Annotated in this window: 13 protein-coding genes; 3 read left to right on the top strand and 10 right to left on the bottom strand. The window is 42.8% G+C overall.

The features are described 5' to 3' along the window. Positions 1 to 21: 21 nt before the first annotated feature. From ABC374_RS15715 to rnz, 3 genes are all read right to left on the bottom strand, one after another. On the bottom strand, positions 22 to 1,017 hold the full coding sequence (locus tag ABC374_RS15715; protein WP_413018806.1) for an ABC transporter substrate-binding protein: 996 nt from the start codon (positions 1,015 to 1,017) through the stop codon (positions 22 to 24). Positions 1,018 to 1,224: 207 nt separating this feature from the next. Then, complete coding sequence (locus ABC374_RS15720) at positions 1,225 to 2,040, bottom strand: squalene/phytoene synthase family protein (RefSeq protein ID WP_350299420.1); 816 nt, start codon at positions 2,038 to 2,040, stop codon at positions 1,225 to 1,227. Positions 2,041 to 2,103: 63 nt separating this feature from the next. Continuing rightward, positions 2,104 to 3,045 (bottom strand): ribonuclease Z, encoded by a 942-nt coding sequence (rnz, locus tag ABC374_RS15725; RefSeq protein ID WP_350299421.1) that lies wholly within the window; start codon positions 3,043 to 3,045, stop codon positions 2,104 to 2,106. 231 nt (positions 3,046 to 3,276) lie between these two features. Here rnz and zwf point away from each other — a divergent pair, with 231 nt between their 5' ends. After that, a complete protein-coding gene (zwf, locus tag ABC374_RS15730; protein WP_350299422.1) occupies positions 3,277 to 4,767 on the top strand; it encodes a glucose-6-phosphate dehydrogenase in 1,491 nt (496 codons plus the stop codon). Positions 4,768 to 4,821: 54 nt separating this feature from the next. On the opposite strand, the gene ABC374_RS15735 is transcribed toward zwf, so the two are convergent. Next, positions 4,822 to 4,983 (bottom strand): hypothetical protein, encoded by a 162-nt coding sequence (locus tag ABC374_RS15735; RefSeq protein ID WP_350299423.1) that lies wholly within the window; start codon positions 4,981 to 4,983, stop codon positions 4,822 to 4,824. 305 nt (positions 4,984 to 5,288) lie between these two features. Here ABC374_RS15735 and ABC374_RS15740 point away from each other — a divergent pair, with 305 nt between their 5' ends. Next, positions 5,289 to 5,462 carry a hypothetical protein gene (locus tag ABC374_RS15740; RefSeq protein WP_034308217.1) on the top strand — a complete coding sequence of 58 codons (174 nt, stop codon included), beginning with the start codon at positions 5,289 to 5,291 and terminating at the stop codon, positions 5,460 to 5,462. 93 nt (positions 5,463 to 5,555) lie between these two features. Here ABC374_RS15740 and gndA read toward each other — a convergent pair whose 3' ends face one another. The 5 genes from gndA to mce form a co-directional block, all read right to left on the bottom strand. Continuing rightward, entirely contained in the window at positions 5,556 to 6,968 is a 1,413-nt protein-coding gene (gndA, locus tag ABC374_RS15745; protein WP_350299424.1) for an NADP-dependent phosphogluconate dehydrogenase, read from the bottom strand. A 42-nt stretch (positions 6,969 to 7,010) separates the two neighbouring features. Further along, on the bottom strand, positions 7,011 to 8,285 hold the full coding sequence (locus ABC374_RS15750) for a DNA polymerase IV (protein WP_413018809.1): 1,275 nt from the start codon (positions 8,283 to 8,285) through the stop codon (positions 7,011 to 7,013). A gap of 380 nt (positions 8,286 to 8,665) precedes the next feature. Further along, entirely contained in the window at positions 8,666 to 9,787 is a 1,122-nt protein-coding gene (locus tag ABC374_RS15755; protein WP_101222503.1) for a tripeptidase T, read from the bottom strand. A 231-nt stretch (positions 9,788 to 10,018) separates the two neighbouring features. Continuing rightward, a complete protein-coding gene (locus ABC374_RS15760) occupies positions 10,019 to 11,569 on the bottom strand; it encodes an acyl-CoA carboxylase subunit beta (RefSeq protein WP_413018811.1) in 1,551 nt (516 codons plus the stop codon). Next, entirely contained in the window at positions 11,566 to 11,991 is a 426-nt protein-coding gene (mce, locus tag ABC374_RS15765; protein ID WP_034308227.1) for a methylmalonyl-CoA epimerase, read from the bottom strand. The genes ABC374_RS15760 and mce overlap by 4 nt, the downstream gene beginning before the upstream one ends. Before the next feature lie 167 nt (positions 11,992 to 12,158). On the opposite strand from mce, the gene prli42 reads away from it, so the two are divergent. Continuing rightward, entirely contained in the window at positions 12,159 to 12,254 is a 96-nt protein-coding gene (gene prli42, locus ABC374_RS15770) for a stressosome-associated protein Prli42 (protein WP_155726463.1), read from the top strand. 42 nt (positions 12,255 to 12,296) lie between these two features. Here prli42 and ABC374_RS15775 read toward each other — a convergent pair whose 3' ends face one another. Beyond that, positions 12,297 to 12,812, bottom strand: a complete 516-nt coding sequence (locus tag ABC374_RS15775) for a L,D-transpeptidase (protein WP_350299426.1) — start codon at positions 12,810 to 12,812, stop codon at positions 12,297 to 12,299. Between the last annotated feature and the right edge of the window lie 22 nt (positions 12,813 to 12,834).

The following is a 12,834-nucleotide window of genomic DNA, read 5'->3' on the forward strand; positions in this document are numbered from 1 at the left end:
TTCCCCGAACAAAAGCAGAGTTTATTTTACAAACTCAGCATCTGCTTTCCATTCTTCTTTTATTTCAACACCCATATCTTTTGCTGCTTTTTCATTGATGGCCAATTTCAGTTTTTGTGGATATTGAACCGGGATATCTCCTGGTTTTTTACCATCCTTCAGGATTTCAACCGCTTTTTGCCCCGCTTCATAACCAATATCATAGTAACTGAAGCCATATGCTGCAAAACCGCCAGCATTCACGGAATCAAGCTCGCCGACAAACAATGGGATATCTTGATCATTTGCCACGGAAATGACCGATTCCAGTGCCGAGACAACTGTATTATCAGTAATGATATAGAAAGCATCCGCTTTTCCGATTAATGATTCCGTTGCCTGTTTAACATCCGCTGAAGTCGAGACGGATGCTTCCACGACTTTCAATCCAGCTTTTTTCGCTTCCGCCTTCACATTTTTTATTTGGACGACTGAATTTTGCTCCCCTGTGTTATAAACCGTTCCAATCGTTTTGGCGCCAAGCTCTTCCGCTAGGAATTTCATTGACTTGGCAATGGCTTCAGGATGGGAATCCGTCGTACCCGTCACATTTCCGCCTGGTTTTTCCAAAGAAGTGACTAGCTCCCCCGCTACAGGATCGGTAACCGATGTAAAGACGATTGGAATATCCTTGGTCGCATTTAAAGCACTTAGAGCACTAGGAGTCGAATTCGCAAATATCAGATCCACTTTATCCCCAACTAAGTTATTGGCAATCGTTTGACTGTTGTTTTGGTCACCCTGTGCATTTTGAAGATCATATTTCACATTGATGTCACTATCCTTCAATGCCGCCTGGAAGCCTTCATATGCTTGATCCAGGGAATCATGCTGAACGAATTGTGTTACCCCAATGTTGAAGGTATCCTTTCCGCTTTCATCCTTTGCCGCATCTTTTTCCTTGTCATTTCCACACCCAGCCAATAATAAACCTGCGACCAATGTCATGGCTGCAGTTGAATATAATTTCTTTTTCATATTTTCCCCCCGCTTTTTCCTTATTTAAAATAATGTTTTTCTAACGACGCCAGCTTTTTTCGCTTTTATGTCCTAAATTATAATCGTTTAGTCCCAATTATTCCAATATATTTTTTAACTTTTTAGAATTTTTTGAGTTCTAAATATAAAACATGAAAAAAGCTGCTGGGAAAGGTATGGTAACTTTCACAGCAGCTTTTTGAAAAATCAGTGTTCGACGACCTGGCTGACAATTTCGGTAACTGTAGCACGATCAATTTTTTCTTTGCCTTCTTTTAGGGCTTTCAATGTGGCTTTTGCCAATTCCAAGGGTATTTTACAGAATTGGATGATCTCTTTCGTTTCAATCTCTCCAATGTACGCATCGGCTAATGCAAGATTACGCTCCGTATGCGCAAGCATCTCATCGAAACCCCAGCCATCCGGATAAAAGTTCACACCACGTTCTGCATCTTCCTCGCGGTTACGCAGGATATTGACCGTTTGGAGTCCACGGCCAAATGCGATGGCAAGTTCACGGTCGGTTTTGGTTCCATCGTACCAGTTCCACATATCGGACAGCATGACCCCCACTAAACCTGCAACATAATATGTGTAATCATCGAGTTCCTCTTCATTATGGATTTGCCAGTCCTTAGTAACCCATTTTGCCATGCCTTCGGCCATTTCCTTTGTCGACTCCAAGACTTTGGATTTTGCACCGGGAGGACAAAATTCAATCCAGTCCGAAAGAAACAGGGTCACCTCGGGCAGATCATCCTTATATGGTTCAAATAATGATTGAAGATCTTCTTCCCTGAAATCCGCATCAAGCTCACTAAGAGCCTGTAACAGGGAAACCTTACTATCTGCTGGAAGACCTGGGTGGTCCTCGATCTCATCGATTGCGCGCATGCAAAGGTATGCAGCTCCAATGGCCTCTTGTAATCCCTTTGGAAGATAGCTGATCGGAATGAAAAAAGTCCGGCTTGTTTTTAGGAGAAAATCCATTGCTTTAGTATGTAGGGCACTTTTGTCAGTCATATTTACACTCCTTTAAATATCCAATGAACAATTGATTAATTATATCAAACATTGGTTTTGATTTCAGCTGCCTGATTCCTCTGAATACAAAGGAATTTTAATGGCCATAAGATCTTCACCCATAATCGTGTTTGCAAAGATCGCTTTGCTTTCCTCTTTTAGCCTCTCAGCATCCTCCGGAGTATACCGTGAGCTGATATGCGTAAGGATTAGATGCTTAGCTCCCGCTTTCAAAGCCGTTTCTGCAGCCTGAACGGTGGTCGAATGATAATAGGCTGATGCCATTTCCGCTTCTTCCGCTGAAAATGTAGCTTCATGAACAAGGTAATCCGCCGATTCAGCAAGAATGAGCGCATTGCTGCACATTCTTGTATCACCAAGAATCGTGATGATCCGGCCTTTTTGCGGAGCACTGATATAGTCCTTCCCATTTAAGACACGGCCATCATCGAGACAGACCGTTTGTCCATTTTTCAATGCTTTAAAAAGAGGCCCCGGCTTCACACCTTCAGACCGCAGCCGGTCGACCAGTAAGCTTCCCGGACGATCTTTTTCCACAATCCGGTAACCGATGCTGTAAATGCCATGATCAAGCGACATTGCCGTCACTGTGAATTGTTCGTCCTCAAACACTTCGCCTTCTTCTATTTCGATGATTTCCAAGGGATATTTTAAATGAGTTCCACTCACCTGTAAGCTCGTCATAATAAATGCATCTATGCCTTGTGGACCATATACGGTCAATTTATCCACTCCGCCCTGAAAAGATCTGCTGCTTAAAAATCCAGGTAGTCCGAAGATGTGGTCACCATGTAAATGGGTGATGAAGATCTTTTCAACCTTTCGCGGTTTGACCGCCGTTTTTAATATTTGATGCTGTGTTGCTTCCCCACAATCGAATAACCAAACCGTCCCACGTTCTTCCAATAATTGAAGGGCGATTGATGTCACATTACGCGCTTTAGCCGGAACGCCAGCGCCTGTACCCAATAAAACGAAATCCACTCATACTACCTCCGTTGCAAATACTTTATGACTTAACTATAGCATAACCAAGGTGCTCTTTCATTTATGACCCATTAAAACCGAAACCAAATTAAACTTTTAATGAAATATAGAGAAAAAATGCGCAAATTGATTGCTTTGAGGGAAAGCTAAACGTAAAATTAGAAATTGGTACACATACGGGAATTCCAACTTTATAGACAGATTTAACGGAAAGTTGAGGTTTTAAACATGACAGAAAACAATAAACCCACAGCATTGATCATGATTTTTGGTGCTACCGGAGATTTAGCGAAAAGAAAATTGTTCCCTTCCATATATCGACTATTTCAAAAAGAGAAAATCAATAAGTTCGCCGTTGTTGGAGTGGCAAGGAGACCATTGACGAACGAGGAGTTTCAAACAAGTGTCAAGGACTCGATACTTACGTTCGGACATGCGGAAGAAAAGGTCGACGAATTCATTTCCCATTTCCATTATCACTCCCACGACGTTTCCAGCTCGGAATCATACCTGCAGTTAAAAGACATTGCCGAACAATTAAACGGACAATATCAATTAGAAGGAAACCGGATCTTCTATTTGGCGATGGCGCCTGAGTTTTTCGGAACGATTGCCGAACAGATTAAAGCACAAGGCCTGAGTGACACGGATGGATATAAGCGTCTGGTCATAGAAAAGCCATTTGGACACAGTTTCGAAACAGCACAAAAATTGAATGAGCAGATTCGAACTGCATTCGCTGAAGATGAAATCTACCGTATCGATCATTATTTAGGTAAGGAAATGGTACAAAATATTGAGGTCATCCGTTTTTCCAATGCCCTATTCGAGCCGCTTTGGAATAACAGATATATATCCAACATTCAGGTTACTTCAAGCGAAACACTTGGCGTTGAAGAACGCGGGCGTTATTATGAAACCAGCGGTGCCCTAAGGGATATGGTCCAAAACCATCTGCTGCAAATGGTGGCCTTGCTTGCCATGGAACCCCCGATCGCTTTGACGACAGAAGAGATTCGAAGCGAAAAAGTGCGGGCATTGCGTTCACTTCGACCAATGAAAGTGGACGAAGTCAATCAATACTTCGTCCGTGGCCAGTATGGTGAAGGAACGATAGACGGTCAAACACTTCCGGCCTACCGCAATGAACATAACGTAAATCCGGAATCCAACACAGAGACCTATGTTGCGGGTAAATTGATGATTGATAACTTCCGATGGGCCGGTGTTCCTTTTTATATCCGCACCGGTAAGAGAATGGATGTCAAATCAACGAATATCGTTGTTCAATTCAAAGATATCCCAATGAACCTGTATTATAAAACGGAAGAAACACTGAACCCGAATCTTCTCGTTATCAATATCCAGCCTGACGAAGGTATCACATTGTACCTAAATGTGAAGAAATCCGGGACGACATCCAATACAAAGCCAATGAAGCTGACCGTCTCGAACAAAGGGATCGAACACATCAATTCTCCCGAGGCATATGAAAAGCTATTGTTTGACAGCATGCGCGGGGATGCTACAAACTTTACGCACTGGGACGAGGTTGCCCTCTCATGGAAGTTCGTCGATACCATTTCCAATGCATGGGAAAACAATAAAGACGAGTCTTTCCCTAACTATGAAGCTGGATCCACAGGTCCACTTGCATCCGATGAACTCCTGGAAGAAGATGGACATATTTGGTGGCAAGTCAAGAAAAACGAAAAATAATAATGATTGAAATGAAAAAGGGACGCAGTTTTGAATCTGCATCCCTTTTTTCATTCATGAAACACTCTTCCTCAGTAATTTATCACGGATAATATGATACATTTCCTTGGGCTTAGACATTTCTTCCTTCACTTCCGAATTGAGCCAAAATGAAACACCGAATTCTAAGGCGATGAAAAATAAAAATATGGCTACAGCCCACCAGATGATGAACATAAAGTCACCCGCTCCTTCTCTCTTCTATCTGCCTACTGTATCCTACGGTCCGTCCATCTCTTTCAATGTTTATATTCCTTTTTCCGCAGGTGTTTAAACCTAAAAAGCAAGGATGAATGACATACATCATACTATGTTTTCCCTAAAAAAGGTAAATTAATTGGAACTATTTAAAACTAGTTCATCATTACCATTTTTACCCTTCCAACCTCTTTGTAGAAATAGAATGGTAAGTCCTTGCTAAGGTTACACTAGAAAAGGCGCCAGTGACGGCACCACTAACTTCGATGTGGAGGGATTAAACGATGGACATTCGTGAAGGATTAATTCCAACTGCGTTGGGCACAGCCGTGACAGCTGCGGGTTATGCAATGAAGCAGACCCGGGGCTCAAACAAAATGGTAGCTAATACGGTTTTTGGTTTCGGTTTGGCACATGTTGTATTAGGGGTCATTGACCTTGTAGAGCATCGGAGATAGTAAAAAAAGGGGCGCCAAGCGCCCTCTTTTTTACATGATGAAACAAAAAAGCCGGTTTAAAAGGGATTCCCCTTTTAAACCGGCTTGAACTTTTTATTTTTCCATCCATTCGGTATGAAACGTTCCTTCTTTATCAATGCGTTGGTAAGTATGAGCTCCAAAATAGTCACGCTGAGCTTGAATCAGGTTAGCTGGCAGCGTTTCTGTACGATAGCTGTCGAAATAGGCAAGTGCCGATGACAAGCAAGGAACCGGGATTCCATTCATCACTGCCGTTGATACCACCTCACGCAAAGCTCCTTGATAGCTTTCGACGATTCCTTGGAAGTAAGGATCTAGAAGAAGGTTGTTCAAGTTCGCTTCACGATCGTACGCTTCCTTGATTTTTTGGAGGAATTGTGCACGGATGATACAGCCGCCACGGAAAATCATCGCGATTTCCCCATATTGCAAGTTCCAGTCATTTTCTTCTGATGCTGCTTTCATTTGTGCAAATCCTTGTGCATAAGAACAGATTTTGCTCATATAAAGTGCTTTACGGATACTTTCGATCAAAGCTTTTTTGTCGCCTGTAAATGATTCGGCTTTTGGCCCACGAAGGATTTTACTCGCTTCAACACGCTCGTCCTTAATTGCTGAAATAAACCGCGCGAATACGGATTCCGTAATGATTGGAAGCGGAACACCAAGATCAAGCGCACTTTGACTTGTCCACTTCCCAGTACCTTTTTGGCCAGCTTTATCTAAAATGACATCGACCATAGGCTTGCCGGTTTCTTCATCATATTTTTTGAAAATATCTGCAGTAATTTCAATTAAATAGCTATCAAGTTCCCCTTCATTCCATTCAGAGAAGACTTCATGGAATTCTTCTGCAGATAATCCAAGAAGATTTTTTAGAAGGAAATAAGATTCGGAAATCAATTGCATGTCTCCGTATTCAATACCATTATGTACCATTTTAACATAATGACCTGCCCCATCCGGTCCGATATACGTGCAGCAAGCATCCCCGTCGACCTTAGCTGAAATGTCCTTCAAGATCGGTGCAACCAGTTCATATGCTTCTTTTTGACCTCCAGGCATGATGGATGGACCTGTCAGAGCTCCTTCTTCCCCTCCTGACACGCCTGTACCGATGAAATGGATGCCAAGCTTGCTTAACTCCTCATTGCGGCGCTGAGTGTCCTTGAAGAAGGTATTCCCTCCATCAATAACGATATCACCTTTTTCAAGTAACGGTTTTAATTGCTCGATTGTTGCATCCGTTGCCGCTCCGGCTTTAACCATCAATAAAATTTTGCGGGGGGTTTCCAAAGAATTAACGAATTCTTCAAGCGTATAAGCGGCGGTTACGTTTTTGCCTTCCGCTTCCTTCATCATTTCGTCCGTTTTTGATCCTGAGCGATTATACACGGAAATTGAATATCCCCTGCTTTCAATATTAAAAGCAAGGTTCTTGCCCATTACGGCTAGTCCGATAACGCCAATCTGCTGTTTTGTCATAATTCATCTTTCCCTTCTCTATATCTTTACACAGCTTGTACGCTAATCTTTGTCAAAAGAAGGATCATTCCTCCTGGATGGCTCAAAGAAATCTTTACTGAAGCTAGTGTCTGTTCCAATTGAACGATTTTTCAAGGGTAATCCCTTTTTAATAATATTTTCTCCGTACTTATTTTGCAAGTGTTCCATCGCTTCATACAGAGGTTCTTTTTCTGCATCCTCTTGAAAGGAGAAAATATCCAGTTGCTTGAAGGCCGACTCTTTTTCGATGACATCATAGGCAGTGACACCAAGAAGCCTGATTCCTTCCCCATTCCAATTTTTCATGAATAGATCGATAGCTCCATCCAAAATATCCTTTTTTTCAAAAACTGGATTAGGAACCGTTCTGCTTCTCGTTATAGTGCGGCGGTCTTTGTAACGGATCGTCACACCTATTTTTTGACCAAGCAGGCGTTTATTTCTCAAACGGACGGCTACCTTACCGGAAAGCTTTTCCAATACACCAATCAGTTCTTTTTGATTGGCAGAGTCATGCGGAAGAGTTGTCGAGTTCCCAATGCTCTTATGCTCAAAAATCGCTTCAGGATCCACTACCCTTGGGTCGATTCCATTAGCCCTATCCTTCAAACGGATGCCATTAATCCCAAGTAGCTGTTTAAGTTGACTATCATTGGCGTGTGCAAGGTCCCTGATCGTCTTTATCCCGATAGTTTGAAGCTTTTCCGAGGTCTTATCCCCGATGCCGTGCATTTCGCCAACTTGTAAAAGCCAGAGCTTTTCCGGAATGTCCCGTTTCCTTAACACGGTGATTCCCATTGGCTTCTTCATATCAGAAGCAGTTTTGGCCAAAAATTTATTAGGGGCAATCCCGATGCTGCAAGGGAGATCCATCGTATTAAAAATTCTTTCCTGAATGCTATTGGCTATATCTAAAGGCGAACCCAATTCGGCGCATTCACTAATATCCAGATACCCCTCATCTATCGAAACCGGTTCAACCATCTCTGTATATTGCCTCAATACATCGAAAATAGCCAGTGATGCCTTTCGATAGCGCTCGAAATTCGGTTTCTGAATGACTAATTGAGGACATAGTTTTTTTGCCTGCCAAATCGGCATGGTCGTTTTAACCCCGAACTTCCTCGCCTCATAGCTGCAGGTGACGATTATCCCCCTTCTCTCTTCAACATTGCCCGCAATGGCCAGCGGTTTGCCTTTCAATGAAACATCATATGACATTTCCACTGAGGCATAGAAACTATTCATGTCTACATGGAGAATGACCCTGCCATTTTTGGGATACATGTCCTTCATGTTTGACCGTCACATCCTTGTAAAAATAAAAAACACCGGATAATAGGGGCAATAAAAAACCATTTCTATTAAGGTACCCCTATTTATCTTTGGTAACCTCGGTGAAAGATGCTCCACTCCAAGAAAAACAGCCATCATGTCATTGATGACTGTATTCCTTCAATACTTTGAACGCCTTCCAAATATATACGAGTTCTTGCTGATCAATGTCGTAATCAAACGGCAACACCGATTGCTTAATAAGGCACCGTTCAAAGGGTATAACTCAAGGATTTCACGGGTTCAATCGACAAGGCATCTTCCTTATCCTTCTCAAGAAATGCAACCACCTTTATCGATACTCAGAAAACTCCTACATTCCCCCGTCATATTACAGGTGGTTATTCCCCTGATACTTCTTTGATGATAGCGACGACCATTTCAGCTAGCTTCGTTAATTCCTCAACTGGAATTCTTTCATTCGTAGTATGGATATCTTCATAGCCCACTGCTAGATTGACAGTAGGGATGCCAAAGCCTGCAATGACATTCGCATCGCTTCCTCCGCCGCTTTTAACCAGCTCGCATGGACGGCCGATTTTCTCTGCTGCCTTTCTTGCGATTTCGACTACATGATCACCAGCACCATATTTAAAACCAGGATACATGACGTTAACTTCAACTTCAGCACGTCCGCCCATTTCAATGGCTGCAGTCTCGAATGCCTCTTTCATTTTCGCTACCTGTATTTCCATTTTTTCAGGAATCAAGGATCTTGCTTCTGCAAGGATTTCCACATGGTCACAAACAATATTGGTTTGCTGTCCCCCCTGGAAACGTCCGATATTGGCTGTCGTTTCCTCGTCGATTCTGCCTAATGGCATTCTAGAGATTGCTTTGGCAGCGATCGTAATGGCTGAAACGCCTTTCTCAGGCGCGACACCAGCGTGAGCAGTCTTGCCTAAAATGGTTGCAGACACTTTCGCCTGAGTAGGTGCTGCAACAACCACGTTGCCCACTTTTCCATCACTATCAAGTGCAAAACCGAATTTAGCCGTTACAAGGGAGCGATCCAATGCCTTTGCACCAACCAAGCCAGATTCTTCACCGACTGTTATGATGAATTCGATTGTTCCATGTTCGATATTCTGTTCTTTCAACACTTTAAGCGTTTCTAACATGACCGCTAATCCAGCTTTGTCATCCGCCCCTAAAATGGTCGTTCCGTCTGACACTATGTATCCATCTTTGATGGAAGGCTTGATTCCGTTCCCTGGAACAACCGTATCCATATGGGAGGTGAAATAAATGGTATCTACGCCTTCTTTCATTCCTTTTAAAGTACATACTAAATTCCCTGCACCATGACCGGTAACTGCTGTTGTATCATCTTCAAAAACTTCTACACCCAGTGCCCCGAATTTTTCTTTCAGCACTTTGGCGATGGCTGCTTCATTTTTCGTTTCGGAATCAATCTGCACCAATTCCATAAATTCATTAACTAAACGTTCTTCATTAATCATAAAATAAAACCTCCAAAAAAGTTTTCCTCTTCAATTATACTTCTAAAAGCCGCGCCCCGGCAAATAATGTGAAAGGAAGAACCCAGCCTGAAAAAGCATGCTGGTCATTTCCCTGCCAGAAGGCCTTGTTAAAAAGGTGAATAATGACTTATTATGGTTTTCTTTAAAATGATATCTTGCCAGTATGGAAAAGAGCCCAAAACAAATAGTTTGGGCTCCTTCCAATGTTGATCACAACGGGATATTTCCGTGTTTTTTCCATGGTCGAGTTTCTTTTTTGTTGCGTAGCATTTCTAAAGATTGAATGATCTTAATCCTGGTTTCACGGGGATCAATAACATCATCCACCATTCCAAGACTTGCGGCAACATAAGGATTGGCGAACTTCTCACGGTATTCTTCAATTTTAGCTGCACGTGTCACCTCCGGATCTTCGCTATTTTGTATTTCACGGGCAAAAATGATATTTGCCGCTCCAGCAGAACCCATTACCGCGATTTCAGCATTCGGCCATGCAAACGTAAGATCCGCACCGATGGATTTACTATTAAGAGCAACGTAAGCTCCTCCGTAAGCTTTACGCAGAATGATCGTCAATTTTGGTACTGTTGCTTCCGAATAAGCATATAGCAGCTTTGCACCGTGGCGAATGATCCCACCATGTTCTTGTTTAACGCCGGGGAAAAACCCTGAAACGTCTTCAAACGTAATCAGCGGAATGTTAAACGAGTCACAGAAACGAATAAAACGGGCAGCCTTATCTGATGAATCTATATCAAGTCCCCCTGCCAACACCTTTGGCTGGTTACAGACAAGCCCCACTGATTTCCCTTTGATCCGCGCCAAGCCGACCACTATGTTTTTCGCAAAGCCCTCTTGAACTTCCATAAAGGAATCCTCATCGACAACCTGCTCCAACACTTTCCGAACATCATATGGACGGATCCCTTCATAAGGGACTACATCCGTTAAGTCCGGCCGGTAGTCATCTCCATCATCCGCTTCCAAAACTGGCGGCTTCTCTTCATTATTTTGTGGAAGATAGCTCAGGAGACGTCTAACGTCCGCCAAAACTTGCTCCTCAGATGCTCCTTTGAAATGAGCATTACCGCTTATGGTATTATGTACAGTCGCTCCGCCCAATCCTTCGGATGAAATCTTTTCACCTGTAACCGTTTCAATGACTTTAGGACCTGTTATGAACATTTGGCTCGTTTTTTCAACCATGAAGACAAAGTCGGTTATGGCTGGGGAATATACGGCTCCGCCAGCACAAGGTCCCATAATAACCGAAATCTGTGGAATGACCCCTGAATAAATGGAATTCCGGTAAAATATTTGGCCATATCCGTCAAGCGAAACTACGCCTTCTTGAATACGCGCCCCGCCAGAATCGTTCAAACCTATGAAAGGGGCTCCATTTTCCGCTGCCAAATCCATAACATTGGCAATTTTCAGAGCATGCATTTCACCGAGTGCACCGCCAAAAACAGTAAAATCCTGTGAAAACAGATAAATGTCGCGGCCGTTGACCTTTCCGTAACCGGTGACAACCCCTTCTCCCGGCCCTTCTTCCTTTTCCATGCCGAAATTGGTATTACGGTGTTTGATGAAAGGATTAAGCTCGATGAAAGTACCTGGATCAACTAGAAGTTCAATTCTTTCCCTTGCAGTAAGTTTGCCCTTTTCATGCTGCTTATTGATTCTTTCTTCACCGCCGCCCATTTCCACTTTGCGGCGTCTGTCATATAGGTCATTGATCGTATCATAAATGTCTGTCATTTCTGCTCCTCCTTTGATAATGCTTGTTCACATAGCTCATATAATACTCCCGCGGTAGACTTCGGATGAACGAAAGCAACATCCGCATTGTGCGCTCCCTTTCTTGATGAATCATCAATCATGCGCAATCCAGCTTCTTTGATTTCTTTTATTCTATCTTCGATGTCATCGACGCCAAGTGCCACATGATGAATCCCTTCACCGCGTTTTTCGATGAATTTGGCGATTGGGCTTGCAGGTGACAACGCTTCCAACAATTCCAAACGGGTATTGCCTGCCAGGATGAAGGCCACTTTCACTCCTTGGCTCTCCACTGTCTCGATTCCTTCAAGTTTCAATTTCAGCGTTTCCGTATAAAGCGGCAAGGCTTCATCAAGTGACTTGACGGCAATACCGATATGATCGATATTTTTAATCATCATAAAAACCCCCATGCTATGTATTATTGGATGACTCCATTAAAATACTACTAATCTTGCATTAAAGCCTTTTAAGATTCGGAATAATATGAACATTATACTTTTACTTGTTTCTACTAAATGTTCAAGTTAAAATAAAATCAATCAAACTGTATTAAGGGAGAGAGCATATGGGAAACAAGAAAATCAGAAAGATCGTCGTGTATTTGATGCTTATCTCAATGTTATTAACGAGCTTATTATCAGGTATCGCATTTCTTTTGTAATAGACACCGTATCGGGGAGGGGAGCAAAAAGCTTCCCTCTCTTTATTTTATCGCTCCGTTTTTCTTTGCCAGCGTTTTGAAATCCTCGTTCGATAGGGTGATCAACACCTTAGTGCCGATGGGGACTTTTTCGTACAAACGCTCCACATCGGATTTAAGCATCCGGACACAGCCATTTGAAATATATTTACCAATCGATGATGGCTGATTCGTACCATGTATGCCGTATATCCTCCCATCGGTATTTCGCGCATCGAATCCAATCCACCGCGACCCCAAAGGGTTCCTGGGATCGCCGCCAGGAATATTCTTTTTCCGGTAATATGGATTGACCGCTTTTACTTTGACCGTGAAAATCCCTTCAGGTGTCAGTTCCTGACTCTTTCCCGTACCGACCGGCAGAATCTCCTTGACCTCGTTATCATCTATGAAAGCCAATTTATTGTTGGCTTTATTGATGATGATAAACGGATCGCCAGGTTTGACCGATTGAGGCTGGGCCTGTACCTGTAACGGCCACAAAGATAGCATAAGCAACAAAGAAAGGATCCATTTCATTTGTATCATCCCTTTACTTTTT

This window comes from Peribacillus phoenicis (genome assembly GCF_047238085.1).
Lineage (GTDB): Bacteria > Bacillota > Bacilli > Bacillales > DSM-1321 > Peribacillus.